Source organism: Lentilactobacillus sp. TOM.63 (assembly GCF_030361045.1).
GTDB classification, from domain to species: Bacteria; Bacillota; Bacilli; order Lactobacillales; family Lactobacillaceae; genus Lentilactobacillus; species Lentilactobacillus dabitei.
Genome location: NZ_JAUCAP010000002.1, coordinates 59,177 through 78,059, shown reverse-complemented (window position 1 = coordinate 78,059; position 18,883 = coordinate 59,177). Strand labels below are relative to the sequence as shown.

The 18,883-nt window shown below is 41.9% G+C and carries 14 protein-coding genes and 1 pseudogene; 4 read left to right on the top strand and 11 right to left on the bottom strand.

Features of this window, described 5'->3' with window-relative positions; all coding sequences use genetic code 11:
* Positions 1-161 precede the first annotated feature (161 nt).
* The 5 genes from prfB to QUF07_RS00860 form a co-directional block, all read right to left on the bottom strand.
* Positions 162-1,284 (bottom strand): peptide chain release factor 2 gene (gene prfB / locus QUF07_RS00880; protein WP_217341982.1). Its coding sequence is split into 2 segments (ribosomal slippage): positions 162-1,205 and positions 1,207-1,284, totalling 1,122 coding nucleotides; the frame shifts between segments, so codons are not numbered across the junction.
* An 86-nt stretch (positions 1,285-1,370) separates the two neighbouring features.
* Positions 1,371-3,737: a preprotein translocase subunit SecA gene (gene secA, locus QUF07_RS00875; RefSeq protein ID WP_289426602.1), complete on the bottom strand. Its 2,367-nt coding sequence runs from the start codon at positions 3,735-3,737 to the stop codon at positions 1,371-1,373.
* Positions 3,738-4,092: 355 nt separating this feature from the next.
* Entirely contained in the window at positions 4,093-4,653 is a 561-nt protein-coding gene (hpf, locus tag QUF07_RS00870; protein WP_217341981.1) for a ribosome hibernation-promoting factor, HPF/YfiA family, read from the bottom strand.
* A 122-nt stretch (positions 4,654-4,775) separates the two neighbouring features.
* Entirely contained in the window at positions 4,776-5,468 is a 693-nt protein-coding gene (locus QUF07_RS00865; RefSeq protein WP_217163483.1) for a ComF family protein, read from the bottom strand.
* The gene (locus QUF07_RS00860) at positions 5,465-6,787 is read right to left on the bottom strand and encodes an ATP-dependent helicase ComFA (RefSeq protein WP_289426601.1); all 1,323 of its coding nucleotides are present in this window, start codon (positions 6,785-6,787) and stop codon (positions 5,465-5,467) included. The genes QUF07_RS00865 and QUF07_RS00860 overlap by 4 nt, the downstream gene beginning before the upstream one ends.
* A 47-nt stretch (positions 6,788-6,834) precedes the next feature.
* Here QUF07_RS00860 and QUF07_RS00855 point away from each other — a divergent pair, with 47 nt between their 5' ends.
* A complete protein-coding gene (locus QUF07_RS00855) occupies positions 6,835-7,503 on the top strand; it encodes a YigZ family protein (RefSeq protein ID WP_289426600.1) in 669 nt (222 codons plus the stop codon).
* A 153-nt stretch (positions 7,504-7,656) separates the two neighbouring features.
* Here the strand turns inward: QUF07_RS00855 and QUF07_RS00850 are convergent, their stop codons facing one another.
* Positions 7,657-8,748 (bottom strand): glycosyltransferase family 4 protein, encoded by a 1,092-nt coding sequence (locus QUF07_RS00850; protein WP_056981132.1) that lies wholly within the window; start codon positions 8,746-8,748, stop codon positions 7,657-7,659.
* 212 nt (positions 8,749-8,960) lie between these two features.
* Here QUF07_RS00850 and QUF07_RS00845 point away from each other — a divergent pair.
* Positions 8,961-9,400, top strand: a pseudogene (locus QUF07_RS00845) (CidA/LrgA family protein).
* A 15-nt stretch (positions 9,401-9,415) separates the two neighbouring features.
* Positions 9,416-10,168: an LrgB family protein gene (locus QUF07_RS00840; RefSeq protein ID WP_289426599.1), complete on the top strand. Its 753-nt coding sequence runs from the start codon at positions 9,416-9,418 to the stop codon at positions 10,166-10,168.
* A gap of 217 nt (positions 10,169-10,385) precedes the next feature.
* Here QUF07_RS00840 and kimA read toward each other — a convergent pair whose 3' ends face one another.
* The 4 genes from kimA to QUF07_RS00820 all read right to left on the bottom strand — a co-directional run bounded on the left by kimA (position 10,386) and on the right by QUF07_RS00820 (position 15,576).
* A complete protein-coding gene (kimA, locus tag QUF07_RS00835) occupies positions 10,386-12,227 on the bottom strand; it encodes a potassium transporter KimA (protein ID WP_056981139.1) in 1,842 nt (613 codons plus the stop codon).
* 342 nt (positions 12,228-12,569) lie between these two features.
* Complete coding sequence (groL, locus tag QUF07_RS00830) at positions 12,570-14,192, bottom strand: chaperonin GroEL (protein WP_056981141.1); 1,623 nt, start codon at positions 14,190-14,192, stop codon at positions 12,570-12,572.
* 73 nt (positions 14,193-14,265) lie between these two features.
* Positions 14,266-14,550 carry a co-chaperone GroES gene (gene groES, locus QUF07_RS00825; RefSeq protein ID WP_217163493.1) on the bottom strand — a complete coding sequence of 95 codons (285 nt, stop codon included), beginning with the start codon at positions 14,548-14,550 and terminating at the stop codon, positions 14,266-14,268.
* Positions 14,551-14,943: 393 nt separating this feature from the next.
* On the bottom strand, positions 14,944-15,576 hold the full coding sequence (locus QUF07_RS00820) for a redox-sensing transcriptional repressor Rex (RefSeq protein WP_217163495.1): 633 nt from the start codon (positions 15,574-15,576) through the stop codon (positions 14,944-14,946).
* A gap of 183 nt (positions 15,577-15,759) precedes the next feature.
* Between QUF07_RS00820 and QUF07_RS00815 the strand changes: the two genes are divergently transcribed.
* Entirely contained in the window at positions 15,760-17,721 is a 1,962-nt protein-coding gene (locus QUF07_RS00815) for an ABC-F family ATP-binding cassette domain-containing protein (protein ID WP_289426598.1), read from the top strand.
* Between the two features lie 108 nt (positions 17,722-17,829).
* Here QUF07_RS00815 and tsaD read toward each other — a convergent pair whose 3' ends face one another.
* Entirely contained in the window at positions 17,830-18,870 is a 1,041-nt protein-coding gene (tsaD, locus tag QUF07_RS00810; RefSeq protein WP_217164116.1) for a tRNA (adenosine(37)-N6)-threonylcarbamoyltransferase complex transferase subunit TsaD, read from the bottom strand.
* Positions 18,871-18,883 lie beyond the last annotated feature (13 nt).

The window sequence follows — 18,883 nt, the reverse complement described above, 5'->3', positions numbered from 1 at the left end:
CAAAACAAAAAGAGCCCTAATCACAAAGTGATTAGAACTCGAATTTAGTTTCACCAACAACAGTTGACGAAGAGCCTTTCAAAATTAAAATGCACTGCCGTTCTTGCTTAAATTCTGAGCTTAAATCGTTTTTCGACCTAATCTCCATCTATTCAATTTGATTAATCTGGATTTTTCTGGCTCAACTGCCACTGCAAATAGGCATTGATGAATGGATCCAGATCGCCATCCATCACACCGTTGACGTTAGCCGTTTCATAACTTGTTCGATGATCTTTGACCATGGAATACGGATGGAACACGTAGGAGCGAATTTGGGAGCCCCAACCGATGTCCTTTTGTTCACCTTCAATTTTGGCTTTTTCTTCCTGTTTCTTCTCTTGCTCTCGTTCATACAACTTGGATTTCAACATATTCATGGCCGTTTGCCGGTTCTGCAGTTGAGACCGTTGAGCTTGGCTGGCTACCACAATTCCGGTTGGAAGATGGGTGATTCGGACCGCAGACGATGTCTTATTAATATGTTGCCCACCAGCACCACTTGACCGATAGACATCAACCCTTAAATCATCAGGATTGATTTTGATATTGACATCATCATTCAGTTCAGGCATCACATCAACGGAAGCAAATGACGTGTGTCGCCGGCCAGCTGAATCAAATGGTGAAATTCGAACCAGCCGATGGACACCCTTTTCGGAACGCAAGTAACCATAGGCATCGGCCCCACTTATCAGAAGAGATACGCTATTGATCCCAGCAACATCCCCCACTTGGTAATCGAGGGTTTCAACATTGAATCCATGTCCCTCTGCCCAGCGAGTGTACATCCGAAGCAGCATCGATCCCCAATCTTGAGACTCAGTTCCACCAGCACCAGGGTGAATTTCTAATATGGCATTATTATGGTCATATTGACCATTCAGCAGCAATCCTAACTGATAACGTTGAAGTTTAGTTTGTAAGTCGCTTGCTTCAGTTTGAAACTCATCCTGCATCCCTGAATCAGGATCTTCAGAAATCAATTCCAAGGTGACCTTTAAATCATCAAGTTTATCGGACAACGCTTTATAGCTGTCCCGTTTGGTTTTCATCTGGTTGGTCTCATCGATGAGCTTTTGGGCACTTTCCTGATCATCCCAAAATCCAGGTTCGGCCATCTTGGCTTCGTTGATGGCAATGCTTTCACTCAAAGCATCAAAGTCAAAGAGACCCCCTAAAGCCGTCGATGGCTTTTTGCATATCAGCGATTTGTTTTTTTGCGTCACTTAATTCAAATGTCATATTCAGTCTTCTTTCTTATAATCATTATGACTGCCTAATTCAAATAAAGAACCCAAACAAAGGTGTTCGGATTCTTCAATGATTTATTAACGTTGCATATTTTGACGAATTTCGGCCTTCATGAAGAGACGAGTTGCATCATAATCAATATCGGCAATCATTTCCTCAAACATCTTGTAACCTTCTCGTTGGTATTCAACCAGTGGATTTTGTTGACCATAACCACGTAGGCCAATTGATTGACGCAATTGATCCATGATATCGATATGATCAGTCCAATGAGAATCAACAACCCGCAAAATAACAACCTTTTCAAATTCAAGCATTTGAGAAGCATCGTACAGTTGCTCTTGCTTTTCGTTGTAAACTTTATTCGCAATATCCATCAAGAACTTCTTGATTTCATCAGCGGATTTGTTTTGGAAATCTTCAAGAGAAACCTTATCAGGGCTAACCATTGCACTAATGGCAAAGTCTAAGACCGTTTGGAGATCCCAATCGGATTGGTCACCTTGCGTATGCAAATCGACAATTCGGTTGACAGTCCGTTCGATCATTGGCATGATCACCCATTTGAGTGATTTGTTTTCTTCAATGACTTGTTGGCGTTCACCATAAATCACTTCACGTTGTTGTCTCATAACATCATCGTACTGGAGAACGTTCTTACGAGAATCATAGTTGTTACCTTCAACTCGCTTTTGAGCCGATTCAACTTGATTAGTGATCATCCGAGAACGAATAACCGCATCTTCTCCTTGAACGTTCATGTGTTCCAAGAAGTTCTTGATCTTTTCAGAACCAAAACGACGCATCAAGTCATCTTCAAGTGACAGGTAAAATTGTGACAAACCTGGATCACCTTGACGACCAGAACGGCCACGAAGCTGGTTATCGATTCGTCGGGACTCATGTCGTTCGGTCCCAATAACGGCTAACCCGCCTAACTCAACCACTCCGGGTCCTAATTTAATATCAGTTCCCCGGCCAGCCATGTTGGTCGCAATCGTAACAGCACCCTTTTGACCAGCGTTGGTGACAATTTCAGCTTCCTTGGCGTGGTTCTTGGCGTTCAAAACAACATGAGGAATTTTTTCTTCATCCAACCGGTGTGACAGATACTCGGAAGTTTCAACCGCAACGGTACCAACCAGCATTGGTTGACCCTTCTTGTGAAGTTCCTTAATCTTATTGATAACAGCATCGAATTTGGCTTCCAAACTTGGGTAAAGAATATCTGGATGATCGACCCGGATAACCGGCTTGTTGGTTGGAACCGAAATAACCTCCATGTTATAAATCTCACGGAATTCTTCAGCTTCAGTCTTAGCCGTACCAGTCATTCCGGCAAGTTTCTTATACATCCGAAACATATTCTGATAGGTGATTGTTGCCATGGTCTTACTTTCCTCTTGGATTGTAACCCCTTCTTTAGCTTCAATCGCCTGATGCAGGCCATCTGAGAATCGACGACCCTGCATAATCCGGCCGGTAAACGAATCAACGATCATAACTTCATCGTCTTGAACCACATAATCCTTATCACGTAGCATGATAAAATTAGCTCGCAAAGCTTGATCCAAATGGTGGGTCAAAGCCGTATTGTCAGTATCATAGAGGTTCTTCAAATTGAAGTACTTTTCAGCCTTTTCAATTCCTTGGTCAGTCAGTGAAACTGTCTTGGTTTCAAGGTCAACCTTGAAGTCGTCACCTTCATGTAAAGTCTTGGCAAATCGATCAGTTCGTTGATATAACTCTGAAGTTCCAGTTGCTTGACCTGAAATGATCAAAGGGGTTCTGGCTTCATCAATCAAGATGGAGTCAACTTCATCGACAATCGCAAAGTTAAGTGGTCGTTGAACCATTTCTTCTTTGTAAGCAACCATGTTATCCCGCAAGTAATCGAAACCAATTTCAGCATTGGTTGAATAAGTAATATCGGCTGCATAAGCTTTTCGCTTTTCATCGGGGCCCATCTCTGTCAAGTTAACGCCAACAGAAAGTCCCAACCAGTTATACAACTCACCCATTTCAGTGGCATCCCGTTGTGATAGGTACTCGTTAACCGTAACAACGTGAACCCCTTCACCTGCAAGGGCATTTAAATAAACTGGCATGGTGGCTGTCAAAGTTTTACCTTCACCAGTCTTCATTTCGGCAATGTTACCTTCATGTAAAACGATCCCACCCATGATCTGGACGTGGAATGGATAAAGTCCTAAGACCCGCTTAGCACCCTCTCGAGCAACCGCAAAGGCTTCAGGAAGCAAATCATCGAGTGATTCGCCCTTTTTGTAACGCTCTTTGAACTCTGGCGTTTTAGCTTGTAATTCTTCATCACTGAGCTGACGATACTCTTCAGCGTAGGCACCCACCTTATCAGCAATCTTGCTGAGGCGCTTTTGCTCACGCTTATCACTTTCAACCCATTTCTTTAAAACGTTAGTTGCCATTAGTAAATTCCCTTCTAAAAACAAAGCATTATGATTAAACTTATTAGTAAAACGTGGACTACATACTTTTTAATTGTACCATTTCATTCTGTCAATGAAAACAATAAATCAAATCAAATGGCATTAATCCATGATAGTACATTTTGGCTGGGGTTAAAAGGAATAAATCTATTGATTTTAAAAAAGTCCTTTAGATCAAAATCGGAACTTAGATATTGGTCCGCGGTAACTTTGAAACGCGCTCCGAAAAGCTGCCGCTCAACTATATAAAGACTCCTACCCAATAATCCAAAACCAGGATTATCGGGTGGGAGTCCTTATATAGACGCGTCAAAGCGCTTTTCTCCGCGCTCTATTATTCTTCTCCCGTCTCAATCAAGCCGTAGCGGCCATCATTTCGACGATATACAATGTTAATACCTGATGTTTCTGCATCTTCATAGATGAAGAAATCATGGCCCAACATATCCATTTGGAGAATTGCCTCTTCATTGTCCATTGGCTTTAAAGCTAATTGCTTTGTACGAACAACTTGGAACTTCGATTCGTTATCTGAATCTGTGTCAGTTTGTTCTTGGGTAGGTGCAAACTCAAGGTTCTTGAAGCCTTTTTCACGGGACTTGCGGTTAACCTTAGTCTTGTACTTACGAATTTGACGTTCGAGCTTGTCCGTTACCAAATCAATGCTTGCGTACAAGTCATTAGACATTTCTTCGGCTCTCAAGGTTAAGTATGGCAAAGGAATAGTTACCTCAACTTTAGCTTGCTTATCTGAATAGACCTTCAAATTCACATGAGCTGTATTTTTCAAATCCTTTTCGAAGTATTTCTCCAGCTTACTGATTCGTTTCTCAACATAATCCCGAATCGCTTGAGTTACCTCAATATTTTCACCACGAATGTTAAACACTAGCATAACAATCTCTCCCTTCACCATTAAAGGCTTAATGGTCCAGTTATGAAATCACTTTCATTACTGGCTACACTTTAAGTATAATTGAAAGTTCGCGTTTTAACAATCATTGACTCTGGATTTCTTCACCTTGCGAGAGTTATTCCAATTACTGATGTCGCTCCTGCTTGATATAACAGACTTGCTGCATGACGGATTGTTGTCCCAGTTGTGTATACATCATCAATAATCGTGACATCTTTTCCGCTAATGCGCTCGATCTGGGGTTCGACAAGTTCGAATGGTTGAATTAAACGTAATCGATCAGCCCGACCTTTTTCAGACTGTCGTTTATCTTTAACAGTTTGAGAGGTTTTCAATGCTTCAACCAATGAGCAACCTTTAAGTAATCCAGTCACTTGATTGAAACCTCTTGTAGCCATTGTACCGGCATTGACAGGAATAGGAACCAATAATCGTTTTTGCCATGTCACTGCTTTCTTGACCTCTTTTGCAAAAATAAAGCGCAGTCGGTAATCCCCTAAAAATTTATAGCGTTTCATATAGTCCTTCATTGCCGAATTGTATTCATATAGGGCCCTATTTTGAAAGTCAAAACTAATTTGTTGCTGCCATCGTTCACAGTCATAACACGGATTGCTCATCTCCGCTTTCAAACGCCTACCACACTTAACACAAGTTGCAACTGAATCTAATCTGAAAAAGTCAGCGGCACATTCTTCACAAAGTTGGCGGGCTTGGGCGGGTGCCAACGACATCATTTCATCAAATGACGTTGTGTGCCGCAATGACGACTGACACAATAAACAATTAGTCATATTTCAGCCGCCTTTCGATTCATTTTTCTAATTTGTCGTTGGCATGAACGGATATTTGCGGCCCGGGCTTCTGCGTAAAATAAGACCCTGCCAGTTGGACGGTCACTGCTACGCCCCACCCTGCCCGCAATTTGAATCAGCGCGGCAGCTGAAAAGATATCGTTATCTGCTTTCAGTACCAAAACGTCAATCCCAGGAAAAGTGACGCCGCGTTCTAATATCGTCGTTGTAATGATAAAATCCAGCTCGTGATGACGCATTGCGCTTACTTTCTCGAGTCGTTCTGGATCGGCAGCGAAAACCGTGTCATACTTGGCAATAATGCCAGCATCTTTGATAGCGGTTGCAACGGCCGCCAAATCTTTGATGTGGGGAACAAAAAGTAAAAACCGCTGCTGTTGGCTCATTAGTTGTCGAATCATTTTTAAGACCCGTTTGTCTAATCGATTATTATCAATTCCCTGAGATAATCCTTTGATCTTGATAATCGTTGGCTCTGGCAATAAATGACCATGATAGCGAATGGGTAAATAACTAATGGAAAGGCGCCCTTTTCTCACCTGGGTTAGCAAATGTTTATCCGGGGTAGCCGTTAAATAAAGCATCGAACCAGCTGTTTTGATCGCATTATTAACCCCAAAGTGAAGCATCGGGTTACCAGAAAATGGGAAGACGTCCACTTCATCAATAATGAGGACATCAAAGGCGTGGTAAAATCGAAGCAGCTGATGGGTGGTACAAATTGTAATTTGACTATATTTGTACGGCTGTTCGCTTTTGCCATGAAGCAGTACAATCGACGTTTTGGCAAAGGCCGCCTGAATTCGTGGAAACAATTCAATACAAACGTCGACTCGCGGAGAAGCAATACAAATCCGTTTTCCATAACGAACCGCCCACTCAATACCTTTAAACAGCATCCCTGTTTTCCCTGCTCCGGTCACCGCCCACAAAAGGTGATGCTGACGCTTTTTAAAAATGCGCACGACCTGTTCCGCACATTCTGCCTGCAAAGGCGTTAATTGGCCTTCCCACGACAAGGCATCGGAAACTTTGGTAAATTGATTGGGCTCATCAACAAACGCCAAATCATGCAGCGTATCCATTCGCTTCATTTGGATGCAGACATAGCAATAATATTGACCGTTTGGCAGGTTAGCTTGACTTCGTTTGAGTCGGGAACCACACCTTGAGCACATCAAGCTAGGCTTTAATTGAATTGCAGGCCGTCGTTTGACTTCCGGTAATTCCAAGATCGCTGCCGACAGTTCAGCAGAACTTATTTGGCGTCCGTACAAGTCTGATATATGATTAATCATAGAACTTCACCTCACTATTTAAATACGAATTATTCAGGAGGATTTTTTTGAAAGCAACTTATTTAACAATTAAAACATCGGGATCTCATGAAATTGATATCAAAAAGTCTCGATTCATCTGCTCGATGGAACGGATTACGTCCGAAGGCCAAGCCAAACATTTTATTCAAACGATCACGAAGACAAATGAAAAGGCCAACCACAATTGCTTCGCTTACATGCTCGGTGATACCGATCAAATTCAGCTGGAAAGCGATAATGGCGAACCTTCCGGAACCGCTGGAGTGCCAATTTTAGAAGTGCTCAAAAAAAATGAGCTCCACAATGTGATTGCTGTGGTCACTCGCTACTTTGGTGGGATTAAATTGGGTGCCGGCGGTTTAATTCGAGCATATAGTAACGCGACGTCAACCACAATTGATCAATTGGGCATCGTTAATTTAGTGACGAAAAAAGAACTATTCTTGACGATCGATTATAATCAATTTGATAAATTAAAGTATTTTCTTTCAACCCATGACGTCCCTATTGAAGACGTGGGCTACACAGACAAGATCAAGGTTACTATTGCGGTTGAACAAGCGAATATTCCACCCTTTATTCAAAAATTAAAAGACCTGTTAAGTAATCAATTTGATTATTCCAGTGGTCAAAATAAAGTCTTCGAATTGCCATTCTCACGAGAAGAACGGCAACAAGAAGAAAACGAATCATGAATTGAGAATAATCGGAGACCTTAGCCGATTTGAACCAGAGCGTAGGAGCAAGGGCCGGGACAAAACTTACCGTTTTGCTCCGACCCTTTTGTGTTCTAAATATCATTTAATTGATTAGTGGGCCCGTGGCGTTTTGCCGAATATGTAATGATCTTATCGATTATCCTTACTCGTCGTGTCCTTCACTAATTTCTTGATTCCATTCAACAACGGCTGCCGGTCTTCGCCCACCAAACCAATCGTTTCGACGAAAAGCTCCAGTCCAATCAACACGGCAATCGTCAAAAGAATTGATCCCCATAGTGGTGAAATTGGGTAAAGTAATGAGATGAACGAGAAAATCAACGCAATCCCATAAATAACCAGAACTGTCTGTCGGTGCGTTAACCCGATTTGCATCAATCGATGGTGCAAATGGCGTTTATCAGCATGAGAAATGGGTTCCTTATTAAGCAGTCGTCTAAAAATCGCAAATACGGTGTCGGTAATGGGAACGCCTAAAATCATTACAGGGATTAATAACGTGATAAAGGTGGCATTTTTCAACCCAAATAATGAGAAGACGGACATCATAAAACCAATAAATAAAGCCCCGGTATCACCAAGATAGATTCGAGCCGGGAAAAAGTTGTATGGCAAAAAGCCAACACATGAAGCCACCAACGCAAAAATCATGATCGACACGAAGATGTTACCAACGTTCAAGAAGAACATCCCGGTAATTCCCATCGTTGTCAACGCAATGATTGCAACCCCCGTAGCCAAGCCATCCAAGCCATCAATCAAATTGACAGCATTGGTAATTGCCAAAATCCAGATCCAAGTAATTGGCAAGCTCATCCAACCCAAATGAATCGTAAAAAATGGCAAAGTAATCGTTGTCATTTTGACTCCGGCAGCAAAATAAACCCACAGTGCAGCAAGGGAAATGCCTAAGACTTTTTGCCGTGGCTTTAATTCAAAGATATCATCGATAATTCCGGTTAAAATAATAATCGTTTCGCCGCCATAAACACCCCACAAAATTTTAGTTGGAAACTGATTTCTTAACAGAAACATCGTGCAAAATGTGTATGAAATAAAAATGGCCAACCCACCAATTGTTGGCATTGGAATTTTATTGACTCGGCGTTTGTTTGGTCGATCCTCAGCACCAACAGCAAACGCCAATTTGCGAATAAATGGGGTTAATATCGCAGAAAGAATCATGGTAGCGAACAATGACACAATGATTTCGAATTTCAAATTTGTAACCTCACTTAATTCCTAACATGGATTATTAAATCAATTATACAAACGCCAATTGATAAAAACAAGCCATCATTGCCTGTTCAGCCAATCACATTATAAAATCTGTTCATATTGAACATTGTTTCCGTTCACAAGTTAAACTACATTTAAATTGTAGGTGTTAACGCTTTCGCGAACTTAAATTCACAAGTAAAGGAGACATTTCTATGAAAAGCAGAATCAGAAACACACAACCATCTCTTGGGCCTCAAAAAGACGCACCCTTTTTAGTTCAAATGGGCATTTTTGCGGCAATTTTGTTTGTTTCAAGCTTAATATCGCCACTTTTTCCACCTGAATTTCCCGTTCCGACACCAGTGATTGGTTTAATTGTTTTATACACGTTACTCACGCTGCATATCATCAAATTGGAATGGGTAGAAAAATTTGCGACTTCAATGATTGGCTTTATCTCTTTTTTATTTGTCCATCGGGTATTCAGCTAGCGGCATCGTTAGATATCATGAAAGAACAGGGGCTTCAATTAATCCTGGTAATTATCCTCTCAACCATCCTTCTATTGGTCGTCGTTGCCTACACCGCCTCTTTCTTCATTTGGCTCAAGCAAGTGATTTTTCATACCGACGTTTCCGTGGAAGAAATTTGATGGGTGGTGAGCAGGATGACGGCAGTTCAACTTAACATCATGGATTTTTTTGGAACCCCAGTTTTTGGCATTAGCTTATCCATTTTTGTGTATCTAATTGGCATATGGCTATTCAAGATTACCAATGGTTTTTTCTTATTCCAGCCGTTATTCGTTGGAATGGTTCTCGGCATCTTCAGCCTGTGGCTGATGGCCAAAACATTTTCAATTGACGTTGCCTGGTTATACAGGCATGCCTATAAACCAGGCGGCGACATCTTGTTTTGGTTTTTAACGCCGGCAACAATCGCGTTTGCGGTGCCCTTATACAAACGAAATGATATTATTAAACGATTTTGGTTAGAAATTGGCCTTTCACTCACAATTGGTCTGGTCATTGCCCTCTTTGGCATTTATTGGGTCTATAAGCTCTTCGGTTTAAGTGATGCTGGGATTGCGTCACTCCTCCCACAAGCGGCCACTACGGCCTTTGCAATGCCAATTGCAGAAGCGATTGGCGGCAACTCAGCAATCACCGCGATGGCCTGCATCGTCAATGCAGTGATTATTTACGCTTTGGCTAACTTTCTTCTGAAAGCATTTCGACTGACCGAACCAATTAGTCAAGGTCTCAGCCTAGGTTCAGCCGGTCATGCCGTGGGTTCCGCCAAAGCGCTACAACTCGGATCCGTGACCGGATCAATGGCTTCAGTAGCGTTTGTGTTAATCTCAATTGTGGTGGATCTGATTGTCCCAGTGTTTACCAACTTGGTGGGGATCACACCATAGCGATTCAACCGGCTAACGAAAATGAGCACCTCTTCATCATGGAGAGGCGCTCGTTTTTAATTGGTACCAACTATTTTTTATCGTGTCATGGTCAAAAGATGTTTCACCAAACAACCAGCTGCCCACAAGACTATTCGCCACAATCCAAGAACAAGGTTGTGAGACAAATCAACAACTTGTACATTGGCTGCCAACTGTTCGATTCCACCCTCTGACACTACTCACGCAAATGATAGTTATAGGTCGAAATAATAATATTTTGCCGTGAATTCAAAATGGTTCGCAGGCGCAGACTGGTTTGGTTATGCAAAATGTTTTCCCAGCGGTGACGGGGTACAAATTGTGGAACCAAAACAGTTGTCGAATAGTTTCGATCTGCGGCTCGTTTAGCAATCACATCGCAAAATCGTAATGTTGGTTGGGCGATCGAACGATAGGATGAATGGATATCAACGAACCGGACATCTGGAAATTCTTTTTTAAATTCCTCGGACGTCTTATGTTCCTTCTCAGGATTGGAATCAAAGGAAACGTGCATGGCAATCACGTAGTCCCCGATTGACTGGGCATAGCTAATTGCATTGGCAGTTACTCGGGTAACACCGCCAACCAAAACAACCACCGTCGAACCATCAAAATGATGAGTTGCGGTAATTTCGGTATTATCTTCAATCACGCGCAACTGTTCGGCCACTCGTTTGTAATGCCGATTAATCTTGTAAAAAATGTGAATCAAAATCGGCATCACGATCAGATACGGCCAGACGTTTGGAAACCTTAATAAGAATAAACACGTTACCAAGGCTAATGAAATGAAGGCCCCAACAAAGTTAATGACCGACTTAAGTTGCCAATTTTTCCCGCGATTATGATACCAGTGAATAATCATTCCGGATTGAGATAACGTGAACGGAATGAACACACCGACAGCATACAGTGGAATTAAAGAATTGGTTCGGCCACCAAAGATTTGAATTAACACAATGGCGCCAACGGCCAACGAAATAATCCCGTTTGAATAACCGAGCCGGTCCCCTTTATCGAGGTATGCGTGGGGTAAAAACTTATCTTTAGCCAAATTATAAGCAAGAATTGGAAAGGCTGAAAAACCAGTATTTGCGGCAACAGCCAAAATCATCGCAGTTGATAACTGTAGCAGGTAGTAAACAATGCCATGACCGAAGACATTAACACCGATCTGGGAAAGCACCGTTTCATGGCTATTAGGAATAACACCCATGTAGTAACTCATATAGGTAATACCGCCAAAGAAGCACGCCAAGATGGTTGCCATGATGGCTAATGTTGCGGAAGCATTTTTACTCTTTGGTGACTTGAAATTCGGAACAGCATTACTAATCGCTTCAACACCAGTCAAGGAAGATGAACCAGATGAGAAAGCTCTGAAAAACAGAATCAGGGTCATACCTTCAACCGGTGCGCCAATATGAGCAGCGGCATGATACTGGATGTTTCCAGTGGCAATATTGTAACCACCATAAATAACCATCCCGATAATCATCACAATGAAAAGATAAACGGGCAAGGTCAGAAATGAAGCTGATTCACGAATTCCTCTCAAATTAAGCAGCATAATTGCAACTACAATCAAACAAGAAATCAATACTTGATGAGAATAAAGAGACGGGATCGCTGAAGTAATTGCTTCAGTCGCAGATGTTGTGGATACGGCCACAGTCAGCATGTAATCAACCAACAGTGAACCACCGGCAATGAGCCCCGCTCGTTCACCCCAGTTAGTGCTGGCAACAACATACGCCCCACCACCAGATGGATATGCGTGAATAATCTGTTGGTAAGAAAGCGTAATGGCAGCTAAGAGTACCAAAACAAGTGCAGCAACCCAGATTTGGTACATCAGGGCTGCAGCTGATAAAGTGATCAGAATTGTTGTGATCTGTTCGGTACCATAAGCCACTGACGAAAGGGCATCGGAAGATAATAATGCCAGTGCCTTAAACTTTGTCAGGGATTGGCCACCCTCATCAGTGGTTTTTAGCGGTTTCCCAATTAAAAACCGTTTTAAATATCGCCACATAAATAGTTACTCCTTTTAATATAAATCTACCACTCGTAGTGAACCATAAAATAATAGTCCTTCTTGGTAGCAAAAACAAGTCTTGTTATGCAGTAGTAAGATAACACGTAAATACACCATACAACACAAAAATGACTGCGACAACCTCGTTAGTTAATGTTTTTCGAAACAGTCGTTATATTAGGTTAACCGGGTATATTTTATAACCGTTGAAATGGTTAGTTTTCCAGTCACCTAACGACTAATCGTTAGCCATACAAAAAGCCGGCCGACAAACTGAATTCATTCGTCGTCCGACTCCGTTAAGTTATTTTAAATGATTAATCTGTCTGAATGCCTAAATTACATTCCCATTCCTGGAGTTGGCATTGGAGCAGCTGGTGCATCCTTCTTTGGTTCGTCAGCAACAACAGCTTCAGTCGTCAACAACAAGGCTGAAACAGATGCAGCGTTTTGAAGGGCTGAACGGGTAACTTTGGTAGGATCAACGATACCGTCTTTGATCATATCTTCAAATTTACCATTGGCTGCGTTGTAACCAATTCCGGATTTTTCATCTTTGAGTTGTTCAACGATTACTGAGCCTTCAACACCGGCATTTTCAGCAATTTGACGAACAGGTTCTTCAAGTGCCCGGCGAACAATGTTAATACCAGTTTGCTCGTCACCATCGGCTGATTCGTCCAATTTTTCGATGTCTGGAATGACATTGATCAAAGCAGTTCCACCACCAGGGACGAAGCCTTCTTCAACAGCGGCACGGGTTGCATTCAAAGCATCTTCAATTCGGTACTTCTTTTCTTTCAATTCAGTTTCGGTAGCGGCACCAACCCGAACAACGGCAACCCCACCTGATAACTTAGCCAAACGTTCCTTTAACTTGTCACGGTCAAAGTCAGAAGTAGTCTTTTCAATCTGAGTCTTAATTTCTGAAACTCGTTGACTGATTGCATCCTTGGCACCTGAACCGTCAACGATTGTGGTTGAATCCTTCGTAACGTTAATCTTGTTTGCTTGGCCTAATTGTTCAAGCGTTGCGTCCTTCAAGTTCAAACCAAGATCATCAGTGATAACCGTTGCACCAGTCAAAATGGCGATATCTTGGAGTTGTTCCTTACGACGATCACCAAATCCTGGGGCCTTAACGGCAACAACATTGAAGGTTCCCCGCATCTTGTTCAATACAAGTGTTGGTAATGCTTCACCACCAATATCATCGGCAATAATCAAAAGTGAACGACCTTGTTCAACAATCTTTTGCAACAATGGCAAAATGTCTTGAATATTGGTAATCTTCTTGTCGGTAACCAAAATATATGGATTGTCGAGATCGGCTTCCATTTTGTCGTTATCGGTTACCATGTATTGTGACATGTAGCCACGGTCAAATTGCATTCCTTCAACAACATCCAAGCTCGTTTCAACACCACGCGACTCTTCAATGGTAATAACACCATCGTGGCCAACTTTTTCCATTGCGTCAGCAATCAAACTACCAACTTCGGTGTTAGCTGATGAAATTGAAGCAATCTGAGCAATATCATCTTTTGTCTTCACGTCATGTGACATCTTGTGAAGACCATCAACGGCAGCCTTGGTTGCTTTTTCGATTCCACGGCGAATGCCAACAGGGTTAGCACCAGCAGTGACGTTCTTCATACCTTCATTTACAATTGCTTGTGTCAAAACAGTTGCAGTAGTGGTACCATCACCGGCAACATCATTGGTCTTTGACGCAACTTCAGAAACTAATTTGGCACCCATGTTTTCAAAATGATCTGGCAATTCGATTGCCTTTGCAATTGTAACACCATCATTTGTGATCGTTGGGTTGCCTGCTGATTGTTCCAAAACAACGTTGCGGCCTTTTGGTCCTAATGTTGCTTTAACTGTGTCTGCTAATTTATCAACACCCTTGAGCATTGCGCCGCGGGCATCTTCAGAAAACTTAACTTGTTTAGCCATTACAAATTTCACCTCAAAAATGTATTTTTGATTTATTATATAAATTAATGATGCTGATTATTTCGCAAAAAGTTTATTCAACAACTGCGACAATATCTTTTTCATGTAAAACTAGATAGGATTTATCGTTGTCCTCGATCTCAGTACCTGCGTACTTATCGAACATTACCTTGTCGCCCTTTTTTACAACTGGCGCAACCTTTTGACCATTGTCCAAAACTCGGCCATCACCTACGGCAACAACTGTACCGGCTTGTGGCTTCTTCTTAGCATTATCTGCTAATACGATACCGCCTACCGACTTTTCTTCTTCTTTTTCTGTTTCGATAATTACACGATCGCCTAATGGTTTTAACACGTTAGTCCCTCCATTTACAACTATTTTTAGCATCATTAGCACTTGAATGACAGAAGTGCTAATCACTGTTTATAATATATTATTTTTTTGATCTAATTGCAAGGATTTATTAGAAAATGTTCAGGATATCATGCCTGGATTGGGATTATACCAGGGTTTGTGGCAGGGATTTAAATCATCGCCTAATTGCTCTATTTTTGAATCATCCCCTACTTTAAATAAACCAATACCCATATTTAGACACATCTTGCACTCTTATAAATCAAATAAAGCGCCTCGCCGTGAACAAGAAACGTTCATCGCGAGGCACTTTATTTAAATTCAACCCGAGCTTTAACTTCGACTTATCCACACATTAATCGTGTTTTTCAATCGAGGTAAAGTCGCAGGAAACTACTTTCCAAAGTTATCGATAAAGTAAATCAACGTCTGTAGTTCATTGGTCAAATCGACGTTTTGAACCAGCACATTATCAGGTACTGAGATTCGGATTGGGGTGAAATTCAAGATCCCTTTTACGCCCCCAGCTACCGCATCCGCTGCAACTTCTTGGGCTGCAGATGATGGCACTGTCAGGATCACAACCTGAATTTGTTGTTCATGCAGCTGGCTGGCAAGCTCTGAGATTGGATAGACTGGTACCCCATCCTCAATGGTATTAATGATCGTTCCATTCGTATCAAATGCCGCAGAAATCCGTACGTTGCTATCTTTGTGAAAATTAAAGTTTAACAGCGCGTGGCCCAAGTTACCAACACCAATCAAAGCAACGTTGGTCAGGTGTTCCTGGTTCAAGATCTGCTTAAAGAAGTTCAGTAGGCTATCGACATCATAACCATAACCCCGTTTACCCAATGCGCCAAAATATGAAAAGTCTCGGCGAATGGTGGCAGAATCCACCTGAACCGCTTCTGCCAACTCGGTAGAAGAGATCCGTTGTTTTCCGGTATCGTGTAAAATATTTAAATATCGATAATAAATTGGCAATCGTTTCGCGGTCGCCTTTGGAATGTTTTCGGCTGTCAAAATTTCCTCCTGTAAAACCTATTTTAAAAATTCAAAACTTTGTGAACCCATCTTTATTTATTATTCTATCATATAATGCCACCTTGTGAAATGTATTTCAAGTAATACTTACAAACTATTATTGTAAAACCAGATAATATGATAAAATTATATACTGTTAACTACAGAAAGGTGGCCGCTGAATTGATAATTTTACAAGCCCAAGATTTAACCAAACGATTTAACGGGGAAGAAATCTTTTCGAATGTGAATATGGCCGTCCAAGAAAAAAGTCGAATTGCTTTGGTGGGCCGAAACGGCGCCGGAAAATCCACCTTAGTCAAAATGATAATCGGTGAACAATCGCTCGATGGTGGCCAAATTGTGACCAAAAAGAATCTGAGCATTGGTTACTTGGCACAAGACACTGGCCTAGATTCCGATAAATCAATTTATGATGAAATGGCCGCCGTCTTCGCCAAATTTAAACAACAAGAACGAAAGATTCACGAATTAGAGGCGCAGATGAGTGATCCCTCGATTGACCCAGCTTCCGAGGAATATGCCCAAATTTCATCACAATATGATAATATTCGGGCGGATTTTGAACAGCACAACGGTTATGGTTACGATGCAGAAATCAGAGGCGTCCTTCACGGCTTTGGATTTGGTCAAGCTGATTATGATCGGCCAATCAACGAATTGTCTGGCGGTCAAAAGACCCAACTTGCCCTGGCGAAGCTCCTCTTGGAAAAACCAGAATTACTGATACTCGATGAGCCGACCAACCATTTGGACGTTGAAACCATTACTTGGTTGGAAGGGTACATCCAGAATTATAGTGGCGCGCTCTTAATCATTTCACATGACCGTTACTTCCTGGATCGTATCGTCAATGAAGTCTATGAATTGGCTAATGGTACCTTATTGCACTTTACCGGCAATTACACAGATTATACAAAGAAAAAGGAAGAACGGGTTTCTCAACAGTGGAAAGAATATGAAAAACAGCAGGCCCAAATTGAGAAGCTACAGACTTTCGTTGACAAAAATATCGTTCGGGCGTCAACCACCAAGCAAGCTCAAGCACGACGAAAACAATTGGAAAAAATGAAGCGGATTAACAAACCAACCGCTGATTCAAAAACGGCTCGGTTCCAATTCACTCCAAAATCCAAAAGTGGCAATAACGTTTTGAACGTCACAAACGCTGCGGTTGGATACACGGCCATTCTGTCGGAACCCATTAATTTGGATATCAAACGCCACCAAGCAATTGCGATTGTTGGTCCAAACGGCGTTGGTAAATCTACCCTGCTCAAAAGTATTTTAGGAATCATTCCATTCATTAAGGGTCAAGCGTATTTTGGTACAGGTGTCGACACTGGGTATTATGATCAAGAGCAGGCATCCTTACATGGCAATAAAACAGTGTTAAGCGAGTTATGGGATGATCACCCAATGACCCCCGAAGGCGATATCAGAAGCATTTTAGGAAGCTTCTTGTTTTCCGGTGATGACGTTGCCAAGATGGTCCATGACCTTTCAGGTGGTGAAAAAGCCCGTCTCTTGCTCACAAAGTTGGCAATGCAACACAATAACTTTCTCATTTTAGATGAACCAACTAACCATTTGGATATCGATAGCCGAGAAGTATTGGAAAAAGCCCTCAACCAATTTGACGGCACAATCCTCTTTGTTTCTCATGATCGTTATTTCATTAATAAAATTGCCACGTCTGTTGTTGAATTATCTAAAAAAGGCACCGAAACTTATTTGGGTAATTACGATTACTATGTCAACAAGAAGGATGAAATGATCGCCATTAAAGAGCACGAGGCTCAAAAACAGGCAGAAGAACATCCAACTGAGACACGAACCGCCCCTGTTACCAACGATAAAAAGAATTACCAAATTAATAAGGAAGAACAGAAGCAGCAACGCAAGCTATCAAGAGAAGTTGCTGATCTAGAAAATCACTTGGATAGCTTAACGCAACAAAAAGATCAAATTGAGGCTAAAATGACCGAGCCAGATGTCTTTAATGATGTTGGCAAACTGCAAGATCTACAAAAAGAGCTTGAATCTGTTAACCACCAAATGGAAGCTACCGAAACAAGCTGGGAAGAAAAAAGTATTCAGTTAGAGAATATGAAATCATCATAGTCAGCCTTAGCTGATTGTCATTTGAAATACATGGTTACAATAAAAGAACACGAGATCCGAGACGAAGCGTTGCCGCTGTCTTTGACCTCGTGTTTTTTAGCCACAGAATTATTTGACTGGCTCTTTAATCCAATCAAACTCCAACCCCGGATCTGCATTCAGCGTTGCGTCTGCTCGGACACCATGCTGATACAGCATTTCTCCGGCAGCACCAATCATTGCGGCATTATCACCACACAATGAGAGTGGTACCAGCTCCAACTTTGTATTTGGAAACTGTTTCATGTCAGCTGTCAGCCGATCACGAAGGCCGCGATTGGCCGCAACCCCACCTGCAAGAATCAACTGTTTGACGGGATACTCATGCAGCACGCGGACAGTCTTATCAGATAACACATCGACAACAGCTTGTTGGAAACTAGCTGCCAGATCCTCTTTATTCAATTCTTTGTGGATTTGATCTGCATGATGAACGGTGTTAATAAACGCGCTTTTCAGCCCGCTAAAGCTAAAATCAAAGTTGTCGTCGGTATCCATTGCTCTTGGAAAGTCAAACGTATCGTGACCACGATGCGCCATCTCATCAACCGGCTTTCCGGCTGGATAATTAATGCCAAGGACCCGACCAATTTTATCGTAAGCTTCGCCCGCTGCATCATCCCGAGTTTCACCTATAATTTCAAATCTATTTTCTTCAGGCATGTAAACTAGCTCTGTATGACCACCTGAAACAACCAATGCCATCGCTGGAAATTCAATGGGTTCAACTAAATGAGCAGCATAAATATGACCTGCCAAATGGTTAACGGGAATAAGTGGTAAATGATGCGCCCAAGCAACCGCTTTAGCAGCAGTTACCCCGATCAAAAGAGCGCCGACTAAACCTGGCCCATATGTAACAGCAACCGCGGTCAGATCATCATAGCTCACTTTAGCCTGCTTTAGGGCATCTTTAATACAACCGGTAATTTGCTCAATGTGATGACGACTGGCAACTTCCGGCACCACTCCACCGAACCGCTGATGACTTTTTATTTGAGTGGCCACAATATTGGAAAGAATGGTGTCACCATTTTCAATTACCGCAACGGAGGTCTCATCGCAGCTGCTTTCAAAGGAGAGAATTAAATCTCTAGTCAATAAGTTCATCTCATTTCTTTAT